This is a genomic window from Nocardioides piscis, from assembly GCF_011300215.1.
Taxonomy (GTDB): Bacteria; Actinomycetota; Actinomycetes; order Propionibacteriales; family Nocardioidaceae; genus Nocardioides; species Nocardioides piscis.
Window position 1 is genome coordinate 800441 of the sequence record NZ_CP049866.1, and the last position, 25940, is coordinate 826380.

The following is a 25940-nucleotide window of genomic DNA, read 5'->3' on the forward strand; positions in this document are numbered from 1 at the left end:
TGGCAACAGGCGCCCGATTCAGCATTGGCGCCGGGCGGCCTGCTGCGTCTACTCAGGGTCGTGCAGCCTCACCAAAGGATTCCGAGGGCGGGCCATCCACGGCAGCCAAACCCCCTTTAGGGCCGCAGGGACCTCCATGGGGGGTTGACAGGACTGTGTCGGTGTTTGATGATTTCATCATTAGTGACGACCTTCACTCGATGCGGATGGAGAAGTAGTGACCAGTGGAACGAGTGAGCCATACGCGCACGGCGGCATGGAGCAGGACGGCACAGGGGTCGTGGGCGAGGCGGAACGCGAGGTCTTCTTGCTCCGAGTAGGCCTCCGCGACATCTTCGTCACCCAGGCAGGTCCCACGGAAGGCCAACCCGTCGTGCTGTTGCACGGGGGCGGCCCGGGAGCAACGGGCGAGTCCAACTTCACGCGCAACATAGACGTCCTGGCCATGGCTGGATACCGCGTCGTGGTGCCTGACATGCCAGGCTACGGCCGCTCGTCGAAACAACTGGACCAGTCCGACCCGTTCGGCGACCTGGCCTTCTTCGTGCGTGGACTCATCGACGAGCTCGACCTCGGCTCCGCACACCTCGTCGGCAACTCCTACGGGGGCGCCGCCGCGCTCCGCCTAGCCCTCGATCGTCCTGACAAGGTACGGAGCCTCATCCTCATGGGCCCGGGTGGGATCGGTACGACCAGGGCTCTGCCCACCCCGGGGTTGTCCGCACTGCTCTCGTACTACACCGGCGAAGGGCCGTCGCGGGACAAGGTTGCGACGTTCATCCGCGACTACTTGGTCTACGACGGCACCTCTGTCCCCGACGAGCTGATCGATCTTCGCTACCAGGCCAGCATCGACCCCGACGTCGTGGCGAATCCGCCCCTTCGGCGTCCCAAGCCAGGGCCGGCGGGCCTGCGGACACTGCTGCGTATGGACCTGACCCGCGACAAGCGACTTGCGACCTGCCGAGTCCCCACCCTGGTGGTGTGGGGAACTGCCGACAAGGTCAACCGCCCCAGTGGCGGCCCCCTGCTCGCCCAGACGATGCCGGAGTGCGACCTTGTGTTGTGGTCGCGGACCGGGCACTGGGCTCAGTGGGAGCAGGCGGATCGCTTCAATGCTCTGGCCCTTGACTTCTTGGGCCATCGCCAGTGACCGTCCTCAGCGAGGGGCGGGCGCCGGGTATCGATGCCTTCGGCGCTGTGCACCTCGGGTACGTGGTGGTCGAGACGGAGCGCTTCTCCGACTGGCGGCGGTTTGGCGCCGACGCCATCGGGTTGCACGTCGATGAGCTCAGCCCGAACGTCACGCGCTTCAGGATGGACGAGCACGAGTGCCGGTTCCTGCTGACCCGTGGACCCGCCGAGGACGTGGTGGGGGCTGGGTGGCAGGTCGACGACCATGAGACGTTCGACGCCATCCTGGGTCGCGCCACCGCTGCTGGAGTCGCCGTCACGGAAGGCACACCCGACGAATGTGCGCTTCGCGGAGTTGATCGGCTCTGGCGCTTCCCAGGACCCAAGGGGATCACGACCGAGATCTTCATCAAGGCTGTCACCACGGCAGCGCCGCTCCAGATGCTGAACTCCGCCTTCGTGACCGGCGCCTCGGGCATGGGTCACCTGGCCATCACGACCAAGGAGCCCGAAGCGCTCCGCAACTACTACAACCACGTGTTCAACGCCCGGCTGAGCGACCTCATCGACGAGAACATCAGCGGCTTGAAGCTCAAGATCCGGTTCCTGCGCGTCAACGAACGTCATCACTCGATCGCAGTGGCCAACATCCGCGGGCTGCGGATCGATCCGATCCGGACGAGCATCCAGCACCTCAACGTCCAGGTCGCCACGCTCGAGGACATGGTCGCCTCCTTCGAGCGGGTCAAGGCCCTCGGTTTCCACATGGCCTGGAGCGTCGGGCAGCACACCAATGACCGCGAGCTCTCCTACTACTGCGTCACGCCCTCCGGGTTCGAGTGGGAGGTCGGATGGAATCCGGTGCTCATAACCCCCGAACTCGAAGCCACGTGGGAGCCCGTCACCTACCAGGGCATCTCGATCTGGGGTCACACCCCCGTCGGTGAGACCGTCCTGACCAAGATGAACCAGTTCAGGCTCGCTGTCGTGTCACTACGCGAGACCGAGCACACCGTTCCAGCCCTCAGCGAGATCGCGGCCGCCGTCGCAACCACCCACGCCAGCACTCACCTCAGTGGAAACCACCGATGACCGAGGACATCTACGACGTCGCGATCGTCGGCTACGGCCCGGTCGGCGTCACTGCCGCCAACATCCTCGGGCAACGCGGGCTGCGAGTGCTGGTGGCTGAGCGTGATGCCAACATCTACGACCGCGCACGGGCCATCTCCACCGACGAGGAGGTGCTGCGCATCTGGCAACGCATCGGCCTCGCGGAGCACCTCAAGACGGACATGCTCACCGACCGGCCGATCGACTTCGTAGACGAAGATGGGATCTCGTTCCTCAGGTTCACGGCGCCCTACCGGGGGAACGGGCACCCCGCACAGCTCTTCATCTATCAGCCCGCGTTGGAGACGGCGCTCCGTGACGGCGCGTCGCGCTTCCCCAATGTCGAGGTCTTCCTTCAGCACGAGGCCGTTCGGTTCAGCCAGGATGACAACGGAGTCGACCTCACGCTGCTCGACCTGTTGGCGGACCGGGTCAAGCGAGTTCGCGCCCGATACATAATCGCCGCGGACGGCGGCTCCAGCCCGACACGGGGGCAGCTCGGCATCAGCTTCGAAGGACGTACCTACGAAGACCGGTGGGTCGTGATCGACACCAAGGTCAAGAACGAATGGCCCGAAGTAGACCGGTTGCGGTTCCACTGCAATCCGAGCCGCCCCACAGTCGACTGTCCCACTCCCCTGGGCCACCACCGGTGGGAGTTCCCCGTGCTGGCTGGCGACGACGAGCAGCAGCTCGTCAGTCAGGAGCACATCTGGCAGCTCCTCGACGACCAAGGAATCGGTCGCGAGCACGTCGAGATCCTGCGTGCTGTCATCTACAGCCATCACGTCCGCTTCGCCGCCCGGTGGCGAGTGGGACGCATATTCCTCGCCGGAGACGCCGCCCACGTCATGCCTCCGTGGATCGGCCAGGGCATGGCGTCCGGGGTCCGCGATGTCGACAACCTGTGCTGGAAACTTGCTGACGTGCTGTCAGGGCGACTTCCCGAGTCGGTCCTGGACACCTACGAGATCGAGCGCAAGCCGCACGTACGAGCCGTGACGAAGAAGGCGGTCCTTGCGGGGCGCCTCATCACTGAACGACGCACTTGGCTGGCTCGCACACGCAACGTCGCTTTCGGACTCGCCGACCGGGTCGATCCGGTGCGCAGGGCCATCGGCAACGCGTGTTGGGTGCCCCCCACTGCGTACGCCGACGGGTTCCTCGCGCAAGCAGTGACTCGGCGCCGCCTTGGCGCCTCAACACTGATAGGTCGTCTCCTACCTCAGCCCCACGTCACTGACGAGCGCGGCAACAGGATCCTTCTCGACGACGCCACCGGTCACGACTGGCGAGTGCTCGCGTTGCCTCAGGCGTATCACGACGCCTCCTGGGAGGTCGCTGGCACCGCACATGTTGTCGTGCTGCCGGCCGGGAGTGCGCCGATGCCCGGGGCGGTCGTCGACGATGACGACGTCCTCGTGCCCTGGATGCGCCAACGGTCCATCACGGCCATCGCAGTGCGCCCGGACGGGATCATCTTCGCCGCGGCGCAACAGGGCTCCCTGGGGCAATCGCCCTTGGGTGTTGCCGAACAGTCCTACGCCGAGCCGCAGCGATGAGTGCGCTCCCGGCAGACTCGCTGCCGTCGTTGATCCCGGCGGCGCCATACCGCATCGACGTCCACTGCCATCACATCCCGGACTTCTACCGCCTGTCACTGGCCGAACATGGGATCGTCACCGCCGGCGGCATCCCGGTCCCGGCCTGGACGCCGGAGTATGCGCTGGCGTTCATGACCGAGTACGGCATTCAGACGCAGGTCGTGTCGCTCTCTGAGCCGGGGGTGGGCTACCTCCCTGCTGCAGCGGAGCGGCTCAGCATGGCTCGCAAGGTTAACGACTACACGCGTGACACGCTGATCGGCGGGTCGGCTCTCCTGAAGGACCGCTTCGGCGGCTTCGCCGTCCTGCCCCTGGGCCGGAGCCTGAGCCGCGCTGATGTGCGCAACGCGGCCGACGAGGCACGACGGGCAGTGACCCACCTCGGCATGGAGGGCGTCGGGCTCTTCAGCAGCTATGGACCCCACTACCTGGGCGACCCCCGTCTCGAGCCCCTCATGCGGACGCTCAACGAGCTCGGGGCGCTGGTCTTCGTGCACCCAGTGACTCCACCCAACTTCCCGGACCTACGCCTGCCCACCTTCTTGTACGAGTTCCCGTTCGACACCACCCGCGCAGCTGTCTCCATGGCCTATCGACAGGTCTACACCCGCTGGCCGCGGATCAGATGGATCTTCGCCCACGCTGGCGGCACGCTCCCGTTCGTCGCTACGCGGGCCCGCGATCTCCAGCGTCGCCGCGGGCTCGCGCCGACACTGTTCCGTCGACGCTTCGACGGGCGCAACCTCGACTTCAGCACCCACTACTACGACACGGCGCTCTCACCGGCGCGGTCGGCCGTGCAAGCAGCCGTCAGGGTCGCGCCGCGTTCCCACCTACTCTTCGCCACCGATTGGCCCTTCGCGGGCCCTGTCTTCGTGGTCCCGGGCGACCCGGCACCCCAGTTGTCCGAGAGCTTCGACGCCCGCCAACGTCGGGAGGTCGAACGCGGAAACGCGCTGACGCTGATGCCACGGTTGACCCGAAGGCTGGAGAACTCATGACGTACCATCCTCGCGTTCTACGACGCCGCACCGCGCTCGCGGTCGCGGCTGCTGTCCCGATATCCGCCACCGCGCTGCACGCCCCGCCCGGGTCTGCGTCGGGAGTGGCCCCCAGCTCGGAACACCCACGACACCCCCGCGGTCCGGGCACGGTGGACGTCCATGCTCATCTGCTGCCGGACTACTACCGCGAGGCCCTGCGCCGCCACGGCGTCAGGCGCGTGTCTGGTCTCCCCGTCCCGGTGTGGTCGCCTCGTCTGGCACTGCGGTTCATGAACTCATGGCACATCGCCGCCCAGGTGCTCTCGGTCCCCGACCCAGCTGTTTCGTTCCTCCGCACTCCCGGAGCGAGGGTGGAAATGGCGAGACGTCTCAACGACACCATGGCCGCCCTTGCAACCAGTTCCCACGGCCGCTGGGCCGGCCGCTTCGGCGGGCTTGCCGTGCTGCCATTGGCCGCCGACAGCACGCCTGAGGAAATCATGGCCGCGGCGACAGAAGCCAGACGCGCCCTCACTGAGCTGCGCCTGGACGGAGTGAGCCTGCTCAGCAACTACGGCGCCACCTATCTCAGTGACCCCCGATTCGCTCCCTTGCTGGCGGCGCTCAGCGACCTGGGGGCCCGGGTCGCGGTGCACCCGAACGTAGCTGGCCCGATCCCTGCGACGATCATGCCGCCGTACCTGCTCGAAGGCGCGTTCAACATGACCCGCGCGATCGTGGCCATGAGCTACCTGCAGGTGTTCACGGCCCACCCAGGCATCCACTGGCTGATGGGAGAGGCGGGCGGGGCTCTGCCCTACCTCGCCTACCGCACCAGCCTGCTGCAGCTGTACCCGGCCGCAGCCCAGAACCTCGGGCTCAGCGACCTCGACGACCAGAACATCGACTACGGCGGGTTGTCCTTCGACACGGCAGCAAGTGCAGCACCTGCTGCCATGTCCAGCGTCCGCGAAGTCGTGCCGGTCGAGCAGATCCTCTTCGGCACCGACTGGCCACTCCGTGCGCCCGCACCACCCCGACGGGGAGCGACCCAACCAGCCCTGCGAAAAGTTTTCAACGAAGCCGAGCTGCGCCGAGTCACTCGCACCAACGCCTTGGAGCACTTCCCGGCACTCGCTGCCCGGATGGCCCGAGCACGCTGACACCTGACCAATGACAAGCACGGACATAACGTGCACGAACCGAGCGGAGCGGTCCCATGGCCGAAGAAGTACAAGTGCGACCGACGCACGCCCCTATCATTGTCGCCGGCGCAGGGCCCGTCGGCACCTGCTTGGCGATAGACGCGGCCCTACGTGGCGTCGAGGTGATCATCGTCGAGCCTCGCGCCGCCTGGGACCCGCCGGACGCGAAGTGCAACACCATCGCGGCCCGCACCATGGAGACGTTCCGGCGATTCGGCATCGCCGACCAGGTGCGCGCAGCAGGTCTGCCCGATGACTACCCGACCGACACGATCTACGCGTCCAGCCTCTCCGGGCCCGAGCTTACTCGTATCGTCATGCCGTCTCGTGTCGAGCGCTCCCAGCCCGGGTTCCACGACAGTGAGTGGCCCACTCCGGAGCCGATGGTCCGTGAGAGCCAGCTGTGGCTCGAGCCGATCCTGCGCGCCAAGCTGACCAGCCTGCCGAACGTGCGCTTCATGCCGCGCACGCAGATCGAGGGCTACACCCAGGACGACGACGGCGTCACCGTTCACTGCCGGGCACTCGACGATGACCGAGCCTTCGACCTGCGCGGGGGCTACCTCGTGGGGTGCGACGGCGGCTCGAGCCAGGTTCGCAAGACCATGGGGGTGAAGCTGACCGGGGACGCCGAGATCGCCCGGACCCGCACCAGCCTGGTGCGCTCGGGAGAGATCAGGAGCCTTTTCGGGGACCGCCGCCCCGCCTGGATGAGCTGGGTCGTGAACCACAAGGCCCGAGGCGTCGTCGTGGCAATCAATGGCGATGACCTCTGGTTGATCCACCGGGCCGTGCCTGCCGGAGAGACCGACTTCGAGGTCGTCGACCTCGAACAGTCGATTCGCGACGTGCTTGGCGTCGGACCCGACTTCGCCTTCGAAGTGCTCCGGCACGAGGACTGGGTGGGCCGCCGCCTCGTGGCGGATCGATTCCGAGACGGTCGTGTCTTCGTTGCGGGCGACGCCGCCCACCTGTGGGTTCCCTACGCCGGGTACGGCATGAACGCTGGCATCGCCGACGCGATGAACCTCTCGTGGTTGCTCAGCGCCGTCGTCAACGGCTGGGCCGAGCCGACGATCCTTGAAGCCTACGAAGCCGAGCGGCTCCCCATCACCGACCAGGTCTCGCGCCTGGCGATGGGCAAGCTGGAGGAGAACGCTGTGGCCATCTCCGCTCGGTCCATCCCCAAGGCTCTGGGCGCACGTCACGTGGTCGGACGCCTCATGCGGCGACGTCTCGGAGAGAAGCTGTTTAACATCAACCTCGCGCAGATGTCCCCCGAAGGCCTCAACTTCGGCTACTACTACGCCAGCTCGCCGATCATCGTCAGCGACGGCGAGGATGCTCCCGCCTACGACATGGGCGGCCACGTCCCCTCCACAGTGCCGGGTTGCCGGCTTCCTCACTTTTGGATCGGCGACAAGAGCATCCTCGACTTCCTCGGCCCTGACTACACCCTCATCCGCTTCGCACCGGAAGTGGATCTCACTGCGCTGCTTGACACGCGTCTACCACTGACGGTCGTCGATGTGCCCGTCCCAGCCGACCCGGCGTTCAAGCACAAGTTGCTCATTGTGCGTGCCGACACACATGTCGTGTGGCGAGCCGACGCTCTGCCCCGAGACATCGACGACCTGGCCTATCGACTCCGTGGCGGGAAGAGCGCCTGATGGTGGGCGAGAGGTCGGCACCCGGGCGAGCCTTGGCGTGCCGGCCGGGGGCGCCGTGCGACCGGGCCGTGGCTCGGTAGGATGAGCAGGTCCGAGTGCCCACTGGAAGGTCGACGATGAGCGCTGGACCAGATGCGCAGAGCGCACCTGCTCCTGGCAGGGTGGACCGCCGTAAGGCGCGCACCCGCCAGGCTTTGATTGCGGCGGCTCAAGGCTTCCTCGCCGAGGGGCGCACGACGGTGAGCATCCAGGACCTGACGGACCGAGCCGATGTGGGGTTTGGCTCCTTCTACAACCATTTCGAGTCCAAGGATGAGCTGTTCGAGGAGGCCGTTACCTCGACCCTCCAGGCCTACGCGCTACTGCGGGACGAACTGGTGGCCGGGATCGAGGACCCTGCTGAAGTGTTTGCGGCCAGCTTCAGGCTCACCGGTCGGCTGCAGCGCCGCCTGCCCGAACAGGTGAGGGTCCTGCTCCACAAGGGAACCCAGCTCCTTGTCCACGAGGAGGGCCTCGCACCGCGTGCGCGCCACGACCTGAAGGTCGCCTTCGATGCGGGACGTTTCGACCTCGACGACGTCGAACTCGGCCTCATGGCAGTAGGTGGGGCACTCCTCGGGCTGATGCAGATGCTCGAATCCGACCCCACCCTGGACGATGCAGATGTCTCGGACCGTTTCACCGAGAGGGTCCTGCGGGCCTTGGGTATGACCGCAGCGGAGGCAGCGGAGATCTGTCGGCGGCCTCTCCCCGAGCTTCCCGACTTTGAGTGAGACTCATGACGTCGCCGAGACATCCAGGGCCGGACGTGACGACGGTGCTCGGCAAGACCGTCCTTGTTCTCCGGGCCTTCACCCCTGAGGATCGTGGCGTTCGTCTGATCGAGCTGGGTCGTCGCACTGGATTGCCTAAAGGCACCCTGCACCGACTCTGCGGTGACCTCGTGGCGACGGGCCTCCTAGAGCGTCATGACGACCGCTACCGGCTGGGTCGACTGATGTTCGAGCTCGGAATGCGGGCATCTGTCGAGCGCGACCTCTTGGAGGTAGCCATGCCCTACCTCCAAGAGCTGCGGGCAGCGGTGGACGAGACCGTTCATCTGGGGGTGCGCGAAGGAGCGGAGGTCGTCTATGTCGCCAAGGTGGTGGGTCATCGCCAGGTCACTGCACCGTCGCGCGCAGGAGGGCGTCTCGGCCTGCATTGCACAGCGGTCGGCAAGGCACTTCTCGCGCACGCCCCACCCGAGGTGGTGGAGAACGTCATCGCCGATGGCCTGCAGCGCCGGGCACCTCGGACCCTGACGGCTCCCGGCCTTCTCATGGCTCAGCTGCAGCAGGTTCGTGAAACCGGAGTCGCGTTCGAGTTTGAGGAGTCGACCGTGGGCTTGGTCTGCGTCGGTGCGCCAGTGTTCGGCCCCGACGACGACGTTGTGGCTGCCGTGAGCGTGGCAGGCCCGGTCACCCGGTTCAACCCTCGTTTGCACGCGACTCGCGTCGGCTCGACCGCCCAGCGAATTTCCGCCACGCTGATCCGCCAAGAGCTCTCCAGGAGCTGAAGCGATCCATGTTCCACTGACTGGAACGTACTTGGCGACACGGCGGCACCATGGCCGGCAGGCTTCGTGACATGACCACAAACGCGCCCATGGACGAGCAGATCCGTTCCGCTGCGGCCAGACTTGGTGACGCCACTCTCCGGAGGGCGCCTTGCACACCCGTGCGAGACCTCATCGGAGGGAACGTCCACGCGGCCTACGCGGTGCAGCGCGCGGGTGTCGCCCGACGGGTAGCCGAGGGCGCCAGGATCACCGGTCGCAAGGTCGGCCTGACCTCTGACGCCGTGCAGGAACAGCTTGGCGTGGACCAGCCCGACTTCGGTGTCCTCCTGGACGACATGGCACACGCCAACGGCGCCGCGGTCCCTATCCGCGCGTTCCTGCAACCCAAGGTGGAGGCGGAGATCGCCTTCGTCCTCGAGCACGAGCTGGCCGAGGGTGACCTCGAGATCGAACAGGTCCGTGCGGCGGTCGCCTACGCAGTGGCAGCCCTGGAGATCTGCGACAGCCGCATCGCCGACTGGAACATCTCTTTCACCGACACTGTCGCTGACAACGCCTCATCGGGCGCATATGTGCTCGGGTCTGACCGTCGCACCCTCGACGAGTTCGACCCACGTGACGTCGTGATGTCCATGACGGTCACGGATCAGGAGGAATCCGCCGGGACAGGAGCGGCCTGTATGGGCGACCCACTACTGGCCCTTCAGTGGCTGGCCCGCAAGGCCCGCGACCTGGGTGAGCCGCTTGGCGCCGGTCAGGTCATCCTCTCCGGCGCACTCGGCCCCATGCGGCCGGTCACCGCTGGAGCCCTCGTCACCGCATCAGTCACGGATCTCGGATCCGTGTCGTGCACATTCACCCAGGAGGAATCATGAGCAGGACAAAGGTTGCCATCATCGGCTCGGGCAACATCGGCACCGACCTGATGATCAAGGTGCTACGCAACGCGCAGCACCTTGAGATGGGGGCCATGGTGGGCATCGACCCCGCCTCCGACGGGCTCTCCCGTGCCGCGCGGATGGGCGTCCGGACGACTCATGAAGGAGTGGCCGGACTGATGGCACTGCCGGACTTTCACGAGATCGACATCATCTTCGACGCCACCTCAGCCAAGGCCCACCAGGCGAACGCAGCACTGCTCGCGCCGCTGGGGAAGCGACTCATCGACCTCACTCCGGCCGCGGTCGGGCCGTACGTCGTACCTGCAGTCAACCTTGAGGATCACCTGGAGGCACCCAACGTCAACATGGTCACCTGCGGCGGCCAAGCCACCATCCCGGTGGTGGCAGCCGTCGCCCGAGTCACCCCGGTGGCATACGCAGAGATCGTGGCCTCCATAGCCAGCAAGTCGGCCGGGCCCGGCACTCGAGCCAACATCGATGAGTTCACCGAGACCACTTCGGCTGCTATCACCCAGGTCGGCGGAGCAGAGCGGGGCAAGGCAGTCATCATCCTCAACCCCGCCGAACCCCCGCTGATGATGCGCGACACCGTCTTCGCCCTCGTGCACGCGCCCGACCCCGTGGTCCGCGAGCAGATCATCTCGTCGGTGGAGAAGATGGTCGCCGACGTAGCGGCGTACGTGCCCGGCTATCGCCTCAAGCAGCAGGTACAGATCAGCGAGATCCCGGACGACCAGCCCGTTGAGACGTTGCTTGCCGAGGGAACTCCTCGTCCCACTCACCAGGTGTCGGTGTTCCTCGAGGTCGAGGGCGCTGCGCACTACCTGCCGGCCTATGCGGGCAACCTCGACATCATGACCTCCGCCGCGCTGCAGGTGGCCGAGCGAATCGCTGCACGAAAGGCTTCAGCATGAGCACCCCCATCTTCATCCAGGACGTCACACTGCGTGACGGCATGCACGCTGTTCGGCACCGGATCACTCCCAAGGACGTGCAGAGGATCGTCGTCGCTCTCGACGACTCCGGAGTCGATGCCATCGAGGTCGCCCATGGAGATGGGCTGGCCGGGTCCTCGCTCAACTACGGTCCCGGTAGCCACACCGACTGGGACTGGATCGAGGCGGCCGCCTCGGTGTTGAAGAACGCTCGACTCACCACCCTGCTGCTTCCAGGCGTGGGCACCATCCATGAGCTGAGAAAGGCCTACGAGCTGGGGGTGAGGTCGGTCCGGGTCGCGACACACTGCACCGAGGCGGACATCTCCGCTCAGCACATCGCCGCTGCCCGTGAGCTGGGCATGGACGTCGCGGGGTTCCTGATGCTCTCCCACATGGCGCCGCCGGAGGAGCTGGCGCGCCAGGCCAAGCTAATGGAGTCCTACGGCGCCAGCTGTGTCTATGTCACCGACTCCGGCGGCCGACTCACCATGAACGACATCGCAACCCGCGTTCAGGCCTATCGTGACGTTTTGGACCCGCAGACCGAGATCGGCATCCACGCCCACGAGAACCTCTCCCTGTCGGTGGCGAACAGCATCGTCGCTGTCGAGAACGGCGCCTTTCGGGTTGACGCTTCGCTCGCGGGCCACGGCGCGGGGGCAGGGAACTGCCCCATTGAGCCGTTCGTCGCGGTCGCCGACTTGCTCGGCTTCAAGCACGGCTGCGACCTGTTCCGACTCCAGGATGCCGCCGACGACATCGTGCGCCCCTTGCAGGACCGTCCGGTCCGGGTCGACCGCGAGACCCTGACGCTGGGGTACGCCGGGGTCTATTCGTCGTTCCTCCGGCACGCCGAAATCGCTGCCGAACGCCACGGTGTGGACGTTCGTGATCTCTTGATGGAGTGCGGTCGGCGCCGTCTCGTTGGCGGCCAAGAGGACTTGATCTACGACATCGCGCTCAACCTGGCAACACAACCAGTGGGTTAGTCCGTGCGGCCAACAACCGTCCCTATGGTCGTCGCCAGATCGGGTCGCGGCGCTGCCGTACAGCCTGGCGACGCTGCACTCTTTCTGTTGGCGAACGCCTAGCCCAACCGCTGTTCACAGCGGTCCACCAATGCCAGCGCAGCACTCGGCATGTTGTCGGATTGGCACGCAGATCTCAGCGATCAGTTGGCCGCCGCCCCCGGTCGATACCACGATGACGCGCTAGCCACGCACGGATCGTCGATGGCAGTTCACTCCGGCCCTCTCGTGGGCTCCGACGCGCCTAGCTCAGGGCTGGTCGTGTCACTGAGCTATCTGCAAGACCGGGTTCATCACGACCGAAGACCATGGACACGCCCAGGGGGCTCGCCCCCCCATCGTGTTGGCCCGACCTCTACGCGTGGGCGATCCCACTCCTCCTTGTGCCATAGACAGACTCATAGGCTTTGGGCAATGGAACGCGTATGATTTTTGTCTTGGACCTATGTGGTGAACGCTACCTAGCCTTCTTCTATGACCTCCATCACACGTGAGCCGGCTGCTCGCTCCACCGAGCGCTACCCGGTCGTCGTCGTTGGCGCGGGCCCGGTGGGTATGACCCTGGCGCTCGATCTTGCCCGTCGAGGTACCCGGGTGCTCGTGCTCGACAGTTCCGAGACCACGACGGTCAACCCGCGATGCAACACAACGAACGCTCGGTCCATGGAGTATTTCCGTCGTCTCGGACTCTCCGATGCCATTCGTCGCTCTGGATTGCCTGGTGATCACGCCACCGACGTCGTCTACTGCACAAGCCTGACCGGACATGAGTTGACTCGGTTCCGGTTCTCTTCCAGTAACGAAATCCTCGCTGGCACCGCCCACGAGTTCAGCGACTGGCCCACCCCGGAGCCCCAGCACCGCATTTCGCAGATTTTCCTGGAGCCCATCCTCGACGGAGCCGTGGCAAGCGCCGAGCATGCCGAACTGCGCCGGGGGCATGAGGTCGTGGCTGTGACTCAAACGGAGGACCGGGCCATGGTCACCGTCCGCGAGGTTGCGACCGGCCATGTCTATGAGGTCGAGGCTGACTACGTCGCCGGCTGTGACGGCGGCACCAGTGTGGTGCGCCGCTCTATCGGCGCTCAACTGCAAGGAGACGGCGAAGCCAGCGAGCGGCGCCACTCGATCTACTTCCGATCGCCGGCCCTCGCCGCGCGACTCGGCGAGCGACCAGGCTGGATGTATTGGTGGTACGGCCAGACCTACCGAGGTAGCTGTCTACGTCTCGACGGCTCAGGACTCTTCCTGTGTCACGCGAAGGTGCCTCACGGGTCCGACCCCGACGACGTCGACAGCACCGTCGTCCTCCACGAAGCACTGGGCGCCGAGTTCGATGTGGAGGTGTTCAGCGTCGTGCGCTGGACCGCTCGACGACTGGTGGCCGACACGTTCCGCAGTGGACGTGTCCTCCTGGCGGGTGATGCCGCCCACTTGTGGTTGCCACTGGGCGGATTCGGCATGAACACAGGCATCGTTGACGCAATGTCCCTGTCCTGGCGCTTGAATGCTCTGCTGGGCGGCTGGGCGGATGATCGGGTGCTCGACGACTACGCCGCCGAGCGTCGGTCGGTAGGCGAAGCGACCAGCAGGGCCGCCCTCAAGATCGACGTCGACATGAGCAGCGTCGGGCGCGACCCCGCTTTGCGAGACACCGGAAGCGAAGCCGATGGCCTCCGAGCCGAGGTCGGTCGCCGCATCCAGCAGGTCGACCGGCAGCAATGGTTCAGCCAGGGAGTCCAGTTCGGTGCCCGTTACATCGGATCCCCCGGAATCGTCATGGACGAGCAAACCCCAGAAAGCGTCAGCGCTATCACTGCGATTGACGAGTACGTGCCATCTGTGGACCCCGGCGCCCGGGTGCCGCACCACTGGCGCGCCGACGGCTCTTCGCTCTTTGACAGCCTCGGCGACGACTTCACCCTCATCGTCGTCGGAGACGACCCCTCCGTTGGCGAGGGGCTTGCAGCCGCCGCCGGGCAGCTCGACATTCCGCTTGAGGTCCTCCACCTCGAGGAGCCGGTTGACCCGCGGGTCTACTCCGGTCGTTCACTCGTCTTGGTTCGACCCGACCACGTCGTCGGATGGAGCGGTTCCGAACCGCCCACCGACCCAACGCACCTTTTTTGCACCATTCTCGGACGACCTCTTCCCGAACCCGACCGACGCACCGCCTACCTAGGAGAAACCACCAAATGAACGCAATGAAGCGCCACAACACGAGGCGGACCACCAGCGCTCTTCTCGCGACGCTCGCGCTGGCCGTAGCCGGCCTGACGGCTTGCGGTTCAGACTCGGAGTCCGCAAGCCCTGGCGGTTCCAGCATCACTATCGCCGAGCAATCCGTCGCCGGCATGACGACCGGACTTTGGCCTCATCTGGCTGAGGAACTCGGATACCTTGAGGACGAAGACATCACCGTCAAGGAGTACATCAGCGTCACCAAGGGTTCAGATGCCATTAGTGGGATGCAGTCAGGCGCGGTGCAGATCTCGCACATCGGCGTCGAGGGCATCTCCGCAGTATCCAAGGGAGCTGACGTCGTCGGTTTGGCTGCCCAGATGGACGCCTCGATCTGGACGGTCATCGCCAATCCCGATATCACGTCCTGGGATCAACTCAAGGGCAAAACCATCGCTCTCGGCAGCACCTCCGACATCACTACGGTGATCTTCGATCGGTTGGCCGAGGCGGCTGGACTAGACCCAGCCAAGGACCTGACGTACGTGGCACTGGGCGCCACACCAGATCGCATTGCAGCAGTTCAGAACGGGCAGGCCGCGGCAACGATCGCTACCTACCCTCCTGTCGAAACAGTGATCGCGTCCGGAGCCGTCAACGATTTGGGCTTCGCTCCGGAAGGCAGTGAGGTTCCCCGGATCATGACTACCGACATCGAGGCGTCGCGTAGTTGGGCCGAGGACAACCCGGAGGTTGCCTCCGGATATCTGCGGGCAATGATCCGCACGACCGAATGGGTCAAGGACGAGACCAACCGAGAGGAGGCCGTGCGCATCATCTCCGAGCTGAGCGAGAACCCGCCCGAGGCCGTACTCGCCGGTCTAGAGACATACTTCTATGACCCGGTAGTAGAGGACGCCTACTTCCCCGAGAACTACCGTCACGATCCGGCCGTCTTTGACGACACGGTCGCGGCCTACATGGACCTCGGCATCCTCTCAGAACCTGTTTCGGAAGAGGACTACATGGACTACAGCTACCTCGAGCAGGCGCAGGAGGACTGATGCCAGTCACCAGCACGGACATCTCGAGAGCATCAGAGACCGAGAGACCACCGTCTGACCAAGGGGTGCCCACATCCCGGGTCCGTCGCTGGCGTCGCCACGTCGTCGACCGAACCCCCTACGGCCTCGTGTCAATTCTCTCGGGCCTTGTGCTGTGGGAGATCTTGGTCAGGGTCTTCCAGCCTGACCCTTTGACTGTCGTAGCCCCCACGACTATCGGGCAAACCCTGTCCGAGGTATTTCGGACCGGAAGCATCTGGCCCGATCTCACCATCAGCATGCAAGGATTCGCGGCTGGCTACGCCCTCGCTGCCGCCGTGGCGATTCCGCTAGGGCTCTTCATCGGAGCCAGCACCCTCGCCTACCGGTGGGCCAATCCTTGGGTGAACGCGTTGTATGCCACGCCCATCGTGGGATTGGCACCGCTATTCATCATCATCTTCGGCTTCGGACTACAGGCCAAGGTCGCAGTTGTTGTTGCGCTGTGTGTCTTCCCCATCCTTATCAACACGGTCTCAGGCGCGCGGGCGGTCAGCGTGGACCACAAGGAGCTGGCGGTCGTCTTTCAAGCCTCCAAATTGGAGACATTTGGACGGGTTCTGTTCCCTGGAGCGATGCCATTCATCCTCACGGGACTACGGCTGGCCATCGGTCGGGGTTTGATCGGAGTCGTGGTCGCAGACCTGTTCGGTGCGTCGGCTGGCCTTGGCCTCAATCTCCAACGGTCCGCCCAGTCCTTCGACACCGCCAACATCTTCGCTGTCACGGTCTTGCTGGCGTTCCTCGGCATCGCCCTGACCTCCATCATTGAGTTCTTCGAACGCCGCGCTTATAGGGGGATGGCATGACCACAACACCCACCACTCATTCCAGCCCCGCTCACGCGGTTAAGCCAGCTCTGGTGATCGACAATGTCGACAAGGTGTTCGACCCAGCCAAACAGGCGGTCCTCAAGAGCGTGTCTCTCAGCGTTCAGGCAGGGGAGTTCCTGGCCATTGTCGGACCCTCCGGCTGTGGCAAGACCACCCTGTTGCGCATCATCCAGGGACTCGACACAGCCACCTCGGGTCAGGTCAGCCTTCCCACGCAGTCTGGTAAGTCACCACGGCTGTCCTACGTGTTTCAGCGATCATCGCTGTTGCCCTGGTACACGGTCAGGAAGAACGTCGCCTTCGGGCTATCGCTCCGCTCGGGCCGCGATATCTACGACTCTCGGAGCGCCCGCGACCGCGCCGTCGATGAGTTGCTTGAGCTGACCGGCCTGAGCCAATATGCAGACTACCTGCCGAGTCAGATCTCAGGTGGCATGCAGCAGCGTGCGAACGTGGCGAGGGCTTTGGCTGTACGTCCCGATGTTCTGCTACTGGACGAGCCGTTCAGCGCGCTCGACGCCCTGACACGCGAGCGGTTGCAGATCGACGTGGCCTCGATCCTCTCGAGCATCAGGACGACGGCCGTCCTTGTCACCCACGATATCCGCGAGTCGGTCTTTATGGCCGACCGAGTAGCCATCATGTCGGCACACCCCGGCATGGTTAAGCAGATCGTCGACATTGATCAGCCCCGACCGCGGACTGAGGAGTTTCAGCACAGCCCCCAGCTGGCCGAAATCGAGCGGTTCATCTGGGGTTGCCTTCACCCCTCCAACCAACACTGAAGGGCGGGCGGACCGCCAGCTGACGTCGTCACCCCAGCTCGGTCAGCCCGGTCTACGCCTGGCATCACAAGTCCACGAGGCCCGGCGTTCGCACCACGATGGCCTGCTTCAACTGACGCTGCGCCGGCGTCAACCGCTTGCCGGCGCGAGTCACGACGTAAAGCTTGTCGGGTTGCAAAGTGCCGTCGATGTGCACCTCGCGAAGTGCGCCTGAGGCCAACTCAGCCGCGGCGGAGATGCGCCACAACAGCGCGACGCCTAGCCCAGCGACCACCGCCTGCATGATCGCCTCGGCGCTTCCCAGTTCCAGTTCGACGCGTCGATTGTGAACGCCGAGCTCCGCGAGTGCTGCCTCTTGGCTTCGGCGTATAGCGAGACCAGCGGGCGGGGTGATGAAGGGAAGCGTCGCCAAGTCCGTCGCCGAAACCCGATCCGGCACGGTGGTGTCCTCGACCGAGGCGATCAGGACGAAGCTCGGCCTGCCCACCAGCTCTGCCTCATAGGCGCGCGAGTCGAGAACGGCATCGCTACCGACCAGACAGAAGTCCGCGCGGCCCGACTGGGTCAACTCCAGCGCCACCTCGACCGAAGAGTTCGTGACGGATACCCGCACATCTCGAAAGGCGCGCCGGAAGTCTATGAGGATCGGTGTCAACACGCTGTTCGCGGCTGACATGCTGGCCGCGACCGCCACTGAGCCTGCAGTCCCACCACGCAGATGCTGCAGGGTCTGCGAAAGCTCCCGACGACTGCGCAAGACGTCCAGCGCCCATCGGTGGACCTGCTCTCCGGCCTCCGTCAATCTGATTCCACGACCGTCCTTCTCGAAGAGCCGCGTCCCGAGTTTGTCCTCAAGCGAACGGATGTGGGCGCTGACGACGGGCTGGGACACGAACAGCTCGTCGGCGGCCCGGCCTACGCCGCCGTGAGCGACCACCGCGCAGAGAATTTCCAGCTTTTGGAGGGTGAAGGCGTTGTCGAGGGGCTTGTCGTGTGAGACCGGCTGGGGCGCTTCATCCATAACTACGAGCCTATCTATCTCTCAAAGATTTCGTCATAGACCTCATGATCCTACCGACTTAGGTTGCTGTGACAGCCGCCACCACTCAACGGAGGAACCAATGCTGGTCGGACTCGTCGGCACGTCACACTCCCCTCTGATGGGCGTGAACCATCCAGCGCCCGAGGTAGAAGCAGCGGTGGAGAACGAATTTCAGCGGGCCCGGAACTTCATCGCGGCTTGTGATCCTGAACTTGTCGTGGTTTTCGCACCGGACCACTACAACGGCGTCTTCTACGACATGATGCCGCCGTTCTGCGTCGGCCAGCAAGCAAGTGCGGTGGGCGACTACGGAACCCAGTCGGGGCCACTGAACGTGCCCGCAGATCTCTCGCGCGCGTTAGTCGAGCACGTCCTGCACAGCGGGGTGGATGTCGCCATGTCCGAACGGATGCACGTCGATCATGGGTTCTCCCAGCCCCTTCAGATCCTTTTCGGTGACATCGCCGCGATGCCGACCATCCCAGTCTTCATCAACTCGGTCGCGGTCCCCCTGGGACCAGCCAGCCGCGCACGCCAGCTCGGTCACGTTATGGGCAGCTTCCTGGAAGAACTCGATCAGCGAGTCCTGCTAGTGGGATCCGGAGGGCTTTCGCACGACCCGCCAGTTCCTGAACTCGCGACCGCGCCGCCCGCGATCGCCGAGCGTCTCATTGCTGGTCGGAATCCTACGGCGGAAGAGCGTGCAGCCCGCGAGAAGAAAGTCCTGCGTACTGGGCGCGAACTGGCTGCTGGAACTGCAAGCATCGCGCCGCTCAATCCTGATTGGGACGCCGACTTCCTCGCGCTCCTCGCCGAGAACCGGCTCTCCGACATCGACACGTGGAGCAATGAGTGGTGCGTCGATCAAGCCGGCCACTCCTCGCACGAGGTCCGCACCTGGATCGCAGCCTACGCAGCGCTCGCCAGCCGCGGAACGTACGAGGTGACTTCCTCCTTCTATCGCGCTGTCCCCGAGTGGATTGCCGGGTTCTCAGTCACCACTGCGATCCCAGCCCGGTAGCCCTGAGGTCCCGTCGACCACAAGCCAGCCACCCCGAGGAGCACCGCCCATGACTACCACGCACGCACTCACTGAGTCCTCCACCAGCCACTTCGTCCAGACCGCGTCCTGGAAGTTGCACTACCACGACGCTGGCAAGGGAACCCCCATCTTGTTTCTGCACGGCAGCGGACCAGGGGCAACCGGGTGGAGCAATTTTCACCTGAACATCGGTCCGCTGGCCGAGCGGTTCCGGATACTGGCTTGGGATGCCCCAGGCTGGGGGAAGTCCGACTCTGCACCCTCGGCCGAGTACGACCATCCTGCCGCCGTCATTGAGTTCTTGGACGAGCTCGGCATCGAGAAGGTCGCCCTCGTCGGGAACTCCATGGGCGGTGCGGTCGCGGTCGCTACTGCTGCGCGCTACCCCGACCGGATCTCGCACCTGGTGACGATGGGCAGCGCCAGCTTTCCGGACGTTCCCCCCATGTTCGGCCCCGGAGACGGGCCGAGCGAGGGCCTGAAGGTACTCGTCGAGGGCTACCGCAACCCGACCCCCGACACCATGCGACGTCTCGTAGAGATCATGACCTACTCCCCCAGGTTCGCCACCGTGGAGCTCGCTGAGATGAGGGCCGCAGCCGCCCGTGCGCGACCAGACCACTTGGAGAACTTCCTGAAAGGCGTCGGCAAGCCCGGACCGGTGTCGCGACCGCCATCGCCCAGCGAGGTCCGCAGCATCGGCGTACCCGCTCTACTCATTCACGGGCGCGACGACAGAGTCGTGCACTTCGAGAACTCCCTGCGTCTCGTCTCGATGATTGCCAACTCCCGACTTGTTCTCATCAACAGGTGCGGACACTGGGCCCAGATCGAGCACGCTGAAGAGTTCAACCGCCTCGTGGCCGACTTCGTCACTGAAGGGGCGTCGACCGAGTGAACATAGACGGCATTCACACAGCCCGGGTCGATCCGCTGGACGTTGCAGGCCTCGACGATTTGCTGACCGATGACGAAAAGGCAGTGCGGGCCTCGGTCCGCAACCTGAGCGAGCGTCGAATTGCTCCCTTCGTCGCCGATTGGTTCGAACGCGGCGAGATTGAAGACATCCGCGGCTTGACTGAGGACCTCGGCGCCGCGGGCCTACTCGGGATGCACCTAGAGGGTTACGGATGCGCCGGGATGTCGGCGGTCGACTACGGGTTGGCCTGCCTCGAGCTCGAATCGGCGGACTCTGGCGTGCGGTCCCTTGTCTCGGTCCAAGGCTCACTCGCCATGTACGCCATCTGGCGATGGGGAAGCGAGGAGCAGAAAGAACAGTGGCTGCCTCAGATGGCCGCCGGTAAGGCGATCGGCTGCTTCGGCCTGACGGAACCTGACTCCGGTTCGGACCCTGGCAGCATGCGAACCAGAGCCGAACGAGATGGAGCCGACTGGGTCATCACCGGCCGGAAGATGTGGATCACCAACGGCACCATCGCTGACGTCGCCATCGTCTGGGCGACGACTCGCGATGGCGTACGAGGATTCGTCGTGCCGACTACGGCACCCGGGTTCTCTGCTCCGGAGATTCGACACAAGCAGTCGCTGCGCGCCTCAGTGACCAGTGAGCTTGTCCTCGACGCCGTCAGGGTGCCGGACTCGGCAGCTCTTGACGTCCTTGGGCTCAAGGGGCCACTCAGCTGCCTCAATGAGGCGCGCTATGGAATCGTCTGGGGAGCTGCAGGAGCGGCACGGACCGCCCTCAGCACGGCGCTGGACTATGCCGGCTCCCGGGTGCAATTCGGTCAACCGATCGCCGCATTCCAATTGACCCAGCAGAAGCTGGTCGAGATGACCCTCGAGTACACGAAGGCGGTCCTCTTAGCCGTTCACCTGGGACGACGAAAGGACGCCGGGACGCTGCGGCCGGAGCAGGTCAGCCTTGGCAAGCTCAACAACGTCCGATCAGCACTTGAGACCTGCAGGACGGCTCGCAGTGTGCTGGGGGCCAACGGCATCTCGGCGGAGTATCCGGTCATGCGCCATGCAAACAACCTCGAGTCGGTTCTCACCTACGAGGGCACGGTCGAGATGCACACACTGATCGTTGGACAAGCGCTCACAGGCCACGCAGCCTTTCGCTGATCCGGCCCGTCAGACCGAACCATCCTGTAAGCGGCGCGGAGGAACAGACATGTACAACGGCAACCCCCACGTCCCGGCGGACGTCTTCGTTGACGTGCTCGACCAGGTCCGGGCGTTCGTGCGACAGCACGTCGTTCCACGCGAAGTCGAGATCATGCGCGGCGACCAGATCCCTTCCGACCTACGGACCCGTGCTGCCGACATGGGCTTGTTCGGCTACGCACTCCCGCAGGAGTGGGGCGGCCTTGGCCTCGACCTAGTCCAAGATGTCGAGTTGGCGATGGAGCTCGGCTACACGTCACTTTCATTGCGGTCCATGTTCGGAACGAACAACGGGATCGCGGGTCAGGTCCTTGTCGGGTTCGGGACCGAGGCGCAGTGCAAAAGATGGCTACCCGGTCTCGCAGCCGGCGGGATCGTCGCGTCGTTCGCCCTGACCGAGCAGGGAGCCGGCTCCGACCCGTCTGGGTTGCGCACGACCGCCAGCCGCGAGGGCGACGAGTGGGTCTTGAACGGCGCCAAGCGTTTCATCACCAACGCGCCGGACGCCGGACTGTTCGTGACCTTCGCTCGGGTCACGTCCACGGGGGGCGGGAGCGACATCGCAGTCTTTCTAGTGCCGGCGAATACGGCTGGAGTTGAGGTCGGACCCCACGATTCAAAGATGGGCCAAGAAGGCTCGCGTACCGCTGACGTCACGTTCACTGGCGTGAGAGTCAGCGCCGAAGCCTTGGTGGGCACTGAGCCCAATGCCGGCTATCGGGCAGCGATGACCTCGTTGGCAAGGGGTCGAATCCACCTCGCGGCTCTCGCGGTCGGAGCAGCTCAGCGCGCCCACGATGAATCCGTGAGGTACGCATCGTCCGCGAAGCAAGGCAGCGCCTCGATCGGCGACTTCCAGCTCGTACAGGCCATGCTGGCCGATCAGCGCACGGACTTGACCGCCGGTCGCGCGCTGGTTCGTGATGCCGCTCGCACGTACGTCTCTGGGGAGGACATCCGAATCGCGCCTTCGGTCGCCAAACTGTTCTGCACTGAGATGGTCGGTCGAGTAGCAGATCTCGCCGTTCAGGTTCACGGCGGAACCGGCTACATGCGGGAGACCCCCGTCGAACGCATCTACCGCGACGTTCGCCTGATGCGCCTCTACGAAGGGACGAGCGAGATTCAACGCCTCATCATCGGTGGCGGTCTGGTGGCAGCGGAGCGTAGGCGCATCTCGACATGAGCGCCGACACGACCCGAGTTGTGAACTCGAGAAGATGCACGGTGGCGTCATCGTTCCGAGACGGCCAGGGGGCGCGAAGTGCTCTCCGCCGAATGGTGTCGCCGAGCTCCCGGAGGACGCCGCGCATGCCCGACAGGCTGAGTTCTTTGCCTGTGGTGATCGATCGATCCCACCCACCCTCGTCCGAGGCGGATCAGCCATGACCCAGAGCGCCTACGTCTACGCGGCGGCTCGCACCCCCTTCGGGCGCTTCGGCGGTGCGCTGGCCGGCGTACGTCCCGATGACCTGGCGGCTGTGGCGATTCGGGGAGTGGTCGCACGAGCTCCCGGCCTCGACCCCGCGTGCATCGGCGACGTCGTCCTTGGTTGTGGAAACCAGGCGGGCGAGGACAACCGCAACGTTGCCCGGATGGCTACGCTCCTCGCTGGTCTCCCAACCAGCGTTCCGGGCACGACCGTCAATCGATTGTGCGGCTCCTCGCTGGAGGCTGCCCTTGTCGCATCCCGCACGATTGAGACAGGCGACGCCGACATAGTGCTTGCGGGCGGCGTCGAGTCGATGACCCGAGCACCATGGGTCCTGCCAAAGCCGACTCACCCATTTCCCGCCGGCGACGTGTCCGCCGTCTCCACTACTCTTGGCTGGCGACTCGTCAACGAGGCGATGCCGCTCGAATGGACCACAAGCCTGGGCGAGTGCAACGAGCTATTGGGCGAGAAGTTCGGCATCAGCAGGGCACGACAGGACGAGTTCGCGGCTCGGTCCCAGGCCCTGGCTCACGAAGCCTGGGAGGGCGGGTTCTATGCTGACCTGATCGTCCCGATGGAGCAGTTGGCTCGCGATGAGGGCATACGGCCCGGCACGACCGCCGAAATGCTCGCCACCCTTCCCACCGCTTTTCGGTCCGCAGGTGCAGGTGGCACCATCAGCGCTGGGAACGCTTCTCCCTTGAGCGATGGAGCCTCCGCTCTCCTTCTGGCTTCCGGCCAGATCGATCTGGGCGTAGACCCGCTCGCACGCGTCGCCGGCCGGGGTGCCCACGCGCTGGCACCGCAGGATTTCGGCTATGCCCCAGTGGAAGCAGCCGAGAAGGCGCTGCGTCGCGCCGGGATCTCGTGGGGTGAGGTTTCCGCGGTCGAGCTCAACGAGGCCTTCGCCGTCCAGGCTTTGGCTTGCATAGACGCCTGGCTGGACCGTGGCCTTCGCGACCCCAACCTGGTCAACTCCTGTGGCGGAGCGATCGCACTCGGACACCCGTTGGGCGCATCCGGCGGCCGAATCATCGGCACTTTGGCGCATCGGCTTCGTGAATCCGGCGATCGATGGGGAGTCGCAGCTATCTGTATTGGTGTTGGACAGGGCCTCGCAGTTGTGCTGGAGAACGTCGCCAGGACCGGAGGTCCCCGATGAGAGCCGTGATCTGCCAAGACGCCGACGAGGCAGTGGCAGACATCGCCGATGGAGCGACCGTGCTGGTCGGCGGATTCGGACCAGCCGGTATGGCCGAGACCCTCATTGACGCACTCATCCGCCAGGGCGCCACCGAGCTCACCGTCGTGTCTAACAATGCCGGCAACGGCACGACGGGCCTCGCCGCGCTGCTTGCCGAGGGGCGGGTCCGCAAAATGGTCTGCTCCTACCCGCGCCAAGCAGACTCGTGGGTCTTCGACGATCTCTTCCGGACGGGCAAGATCCAGCTTGAGCTCGTGACACAGGGCAATCTGGCCGAGCGCATGCGTGCCGCCGGCGCCGGGATCGGTGGCTTCTACTGCCCCGTCACGGTGGGCACCCCGCTCGCCGAGGGCAAGGAGTCGCGGCTCATCGACGGCCGCATCCATGTCCTCGAGCACCCGCTCCGGGGAGACGTCGCCCTCATTGGCGCCCATCAAGCTGACGGCTTGGGCAACGTCGTATACCGCAAGACCGCCCGCAACTTCGGACCCGTCATGGCAACCGCCGCCGCGACGGTCATCGTCGAGGTCGCCCAAGTGGTTCCTACCGGCGCCCTGGACCCCGAGACCATTGTCACGCCCTGCATCTATGTCGACCGGGTCGTTACCAGATGACTGCCCCCCGCACACGCGCCCAGCTGGCTCGCGCCGTTGCCCGGGACATCCCGCCAGGATCCTTCGTCAACCTTGGTATCGGCCAACCCACCAGCGTCGCCAACTACCTTCCACCAGACTCCGGCATCGTCCTCCACACCGAGAACGGCATGCTGAACATGGGACCTGAGGCCATCGGTGACCAGGTCGATCGCGATCTCACCAACGCCGGCAAGGCGCCGGTGACGGAGCTGCCTGGGTCGTCGTACTTCCACCATGCCGACTCCTTCGCCATGATGCGTGGTGGCCACTTGGACGTTGCCGTTCTCGGCGCGTTTCAGGTGTCGCATGCCGGCGACATCGCGAACTGGCACACCGGCGAGTCCGATGCGATCCCCGCTGTGGGCGGGGCTATGGAGCTCGCGGTCGGCGCCAAGCAGGTGTTCGTGATGATGTCGCTCTTCACTCGCGACGGTGACCAGAAGCTGGTGCCCTCGTGCACCTATCCACTGACCGGACTGGGATGCGTCTCTCGGATATACACCGAGCTTGCGACCTTCGACCTGACCAGAGGTCGGGTACGCGTAGTCGATACGTTCGGAATCACGCGCGAAGCGATCATCGAGCGTCTGGGACTTCCAGTAGACGCATGACGCTTCCACGCTGTTCGCCGTACGAGAAGTCACCGTGAAGTCTCAACGACCCCGAATGCTCGTGACCGGCGGCGCCGCGGGCATCGCAGTGAGCGTCGCCCGACTCGGGATTGCGCGGGATTGGGATGTCGTCGTACTGAGCGACGACCGGGCGAGCGTCGGGACGTCTGTCCGGGTCAACCTCACAAACACAGATGAAGTAAACGAGGCACTGGAATCCGTTCTCCACGCTGGGCGGGTCACAAGACTCGTCAACAGCGTTCACCCTGACCTCTCGGCACGTCTTGAGGGACGGTGGAGCGAGGATAACGAAAGAATCCACCAGCAGAGTGTGCAGCTCGCCGTGCAATGCGCTCGAGCCGTGTTGCCCGGGATGACATCGAGTGGATTCGGTCGGATTGTGAGCGTCTCCGCCGGGGCAACACCCGGGAAGGAGCGACGGACGGCGTATGCGCCATCCGAGCCGCACTCGCGCATGATGGACCGCACTTGGGCGCTAGAGCTTGGCCACCACGGCGTCAGCGTCCATGCGATCAAACCTGGTCCGGTCGCCATTGACCTGCACCTCGCGGCGAACGCACGCGCATCGTCCCTGACTCACGCGACCGCCCAGAAGGTTGTGACGCTCAGGCGGGGCAGCTACGAGGACGACGTACCCACCCCCGAACTCCTTTGCGCCGATGCTACGGCGCTCGTGACCAGGCAGGTGCTCTACGCGTGTGGCGGGTTGAGGGTTCGGCTGTCGTCAGTCTGATCTACGGGCGCTCGACTAGCTATGGGCGTGCGTCGCCAGCGTCGACCTCCACA

The 25940-nt window shown here is 65.0% G+C and carries 24 protein-coding genes; 23 read left to right on the forward strand and 1 reads right to left on the reverse strand.

Annotated elements, in window-relative coordinates; all coding sequences use genetic code 11:
- Window positions 1-256: 256 nt before the first annotated feature.
- The 15 genes from G7071_RS04045 (at window position 257) to G7071_RS04115 (ending at window position 17037) form a co-directional block, all read left to right on the forward strand.
- Window positions 257-1153 carry an alpha/beta fold hydrolase gene (locus G7071_RS04045; RefSeq protein WP_166315178.1) on the forward strand — a complete coding sequence of 299 codons (897 nt, stop codon included), beginning with the start codon at window positions 257-259 and terminating at the stop codon, window positions 1151-1153.
- Window positions 1150-2226 (forward strand): VOC family protein, encoded by a 1077-nt coding sequence (locus tag G7071_RS04050; protein WP_206062898.1) that lies wholly within the window; start codon window positions 1150-1152, stop codon window positions 2224-2226. The genes G7071_RS04045 and G7071_RS04050 overlap by 4 nt, the downstream gene beginning before the upstream one ends.
- The gene (locus tag G7071_RS04055; protein ID WP_166315181.1) at window positions 2223-3809 is read left to right on the forward strand and encodes a bifunctional 3-(3-hydroxy-phenyl)propionate/3-hydroxycinnamic acid hydroxylase; all 1587 of its coding nucleotides are present in this window, start codon (window positions 2223-2225) and stop codon (window positions 3807-3809) included. Before G7071_RS04050 ends, G7071_RS04055 begins: the two co-directional genes overlap by 4 nt.
- On the forward strand, window positions 3806-4852 hold the full coding sequence (locus G7071_RS04060) for an amidohydrolase family protein (protein WP_166315184.1): 1047 nt from the start codon (window positions 3806-3808) through the stop codon (window positions 4850-4852). The genes G7071_RS04055 and G7071_RS04060 overlap by 4 nt, the downstream gene beginning before the upstream one ends.
- Entirely contained in the window at window positions 4849-5997 is a 1149-nt protein-coding gene (locus G7071_RS04065; protein WP_166315187.1) for an amidohydrolase family protein, read from the forward strand. The genes G7071_RS04060 and G7071_RS04065 overlap by 4 nt, the downstream gene beginning before the upstream one ends.
- 56 nt (window positions 5998-6053) lie before the next feature.
- Window positions 6054-7709 carry an FAD-dependent monooxygenase gene (locus G7071_RS04070; protein ID WP_166315190.1) on the forward strand — a complete coding sequence of 552 codons (1656 nt, stop codon included), beginning with the start codon at window positions 6054-6056 and terminating at the stop codon, window positions 7707-7709.
- 161 nt (window positions 7710-7870) lie between these two features.
- Entirely contained in the window at window positions 7871-8482 is a 612-nt protein-coding gene (locus G7071_RS04075; RefSeq protein WP_246210357.1) for a TetR/AcrR family transcriptional regulator, read from the forward strand.
- Between the two features lie 35 nt (window positions 8483-8517).
- Window positions 8518-9264, forward strand: coding sequence for an IclR family transcriptional regulator (locus G7071_RS04080; protein WP_246210358.1), 747 nt, complete (start codon window positions 8518-8520; stop codon window positions 9262-9264).
- A 161-nt stretch (window positions 9265-9425) separates the two neighbouring features.
- Window positions 9426-10142, forward strand: a complete 717-nt coding sequence (locus tag G7071_RS04085; RefSeq protein WP_246210359.1) for a 2-keto-4-pentenoate hydratase — start codon at window positions 9426-9428, stop codon at window positions 10140-10142.
- Complete coding sequence (locus tag G7071_RS04090) at window positions 10139-11083, forward strand: acetaldehyde dehydrogenase (acetylating) (protein WP_166315202.1); 945 nt, start codon at window positions 10139-10141, stop codon at window positions 11081-11083. The genes G7071_RS04085 and G7071_RS04090 overlap by 4 nt, the downstream gene beginning before the upstream one ends.
- The gene (dmpG, locus tag G7071_RS04095) at window positions 11080-12096 is read left to right on the forward strand and encodes a 4-hydroxy-2-oxovalerate aldolase (protein ID WP_166315205.1); all 1017 of its coding nucleotides are present in this window, start codon (window positions 11080-11082) and stop codon (window positions 12094-12096) included. Before G7071_RS04090 ends, dmpG begins: the two co-directional genes overlap by 4 nt.
- Before the next feature lie 513 nt (window positions 12097-12609).
- Window positions 12610-14334, forward strand: a complete 1725-nt coding sequence (locus G7071_RS04100; RefSeq protein WP_166315208.1) for an FAD-dependent monooxygenase — start codon at window positions 12610-12612, stop codon at window positions 14332-14334.
- Window positions 14331-15380 (forward strand): ABC transporter substrate-binding protein, encoded by a 1050-nt coding sequence (locus G7071_RS04105; protein ID WP_166315211.1) that lies wholly within the window; start codon window positions 14331-14333, stop codon window positions 15378-15380. The genes G7071_RS04100 and G7071_RS04105 overlap by 4 nt, the downstream gene beginning before the upstream one ends.
- 191 nt (window positions 15381-15571) lie before the next feature.
- On the forward strand, window positions 15572-16228 hold the full coding sequence (locus G7071_RS04110; protein WP_166315214.1) for an ABC transporter permease: 657 nt from the start codon (window positions 15572-15574) through the stop codon (window positions 16226-16228).
- Window positions 16225-17037: an ABC transporter ATP-binding protein gene (locus tag G7071_RS04115; RefSeq protein ID WP_166315217.1), complete on the forward strand. Its 813-nt coding sequence runs from the start codon at window positions 16225-16227 to the stop codon at window positions 17035-17037. Before G7071_RS04110 ends, G7071_RS04115 begins: the two co-directional genes overlap by 4 nt.
- Before the next feature lie 64 nt (window positions 17038-17101).
- On the opposite strand, the gene G7071_RS04120 is transcribed toward G7071_RS04115, so the two are convergent.
- A complete protein-coding gene (locus G7071_RS04120) occupies window positions 17102-18058 on the reverse strand; it encodes a LysR family transcriptional regulator (RefSeq protein WP_166315220.1) in 957 nt (318 codons plus the stop codon).
- A gap of 100 nt (window positions 18059-18158) precedes the next feature.
- Here G7071_RS04120 and G7071_RS04125 point away from each other — a divergent pair, with 100 nt between their 5' ends.
- The 8 genes from G7071_RS04125 to G7071_RS04160 all read left to right on the forward strand — a co-directional run bounded on the left by G7071_RS04125 (window position 18159) and on the right by G7071_RS04160 (window position 25887).
- A complete protein-coding gene (locus G7071_RS04125) occupies window positions 18159-19100 on the forward strand; it encodes a 3-carboxyethylcatechol 2,3-dioxygenase (protein WP_166315223.1) in 942 nt (313 codons plus the stop codon).
- Window positions 19101-19215: 115 nt separating this feature from the next.
- Complete coding sequence (locus G7071_RS04130) at window positions 19216-20019, forward strand: alpha/beta fold hydrolase (protein WP_246210360.1); 804 nt, start codon at window positions 19216-19218, stop codon at window positions 20017-20019.
- The gene (locus tag G7071_RS04135) at window positions 20016-21206 is read left to right on the forward strand and encodes an acyl-CoA dehydrogenase family protein (protein WP_246210361.1); all 1191 of its coding nucleotides are present in this window, start codon (window positions 20016-20018) and stop codon (window positions 21204-21206) included. The genes G7071_RS04130 and G7071_RS04135 overlap by 4 nt, the downstream gene beginning before the upstream one ends.
- A 49-nt stretch (window positions 21207-21255) precedes the next feature.
- Entirely contained in the window at window positions 21256-22434 is a 1179-nt protein-coding gene (locus G7071_RS04140; protein WP_166315229.1) for an acyl-CoA dehydrogenase family protein, read from the forward strand.
- Between the two features lie 199 nt (window positions 22435-22633).
- Window positions 22634-23845, forward strand: coding sequence for a thiolase family protein (locus tag G7071_RS04145; protein WP_166315232.1), 1212 nt, complete (start codon window positions 22634-22636; stop codon window positions 23843-23845).
- Between the two features lie 32 nt (window positions 23846-23877).
- Complete coding sequence (locus G7071_RS04150) at window positions 23878-24501, forward strand: 3-oxoacid CoA-transferase subunit A (protein ID WP_246210362.1); 624 nt, start codon at window positions 23878-23880, stop codon at window positions 24499-24501.
- On the forward strand, window positions 24498-25133 hold the full coding sequence (locus G7071_RS04155; protein ID WP_166315238.1) for a 3-oxoacid CoA-transferase subunit B: 636 nt from the start codon (window positions 24498-24500) through the stop codon (window positions 25131-25133). The genes G7071_RS04150 and G7071_RS04155 overlap by 4 nt, the downstream gene beginning before the upstream one ends.
- A 55-nt stretch (window positions 25134-25188) precedes the next feature.
- On the forward strand, window positions 25189-25887 hold the full coding sequence (locus tag G7071_RS04160) for an SDR family oxidoreductase (protein WP_166315241.1): 699 nt from the start codon (window positions 25189-25191) through the stop codon (window positions 25885-25887).
- Window positions 25888-25940 lie beyond the last annotated feature (53 nt).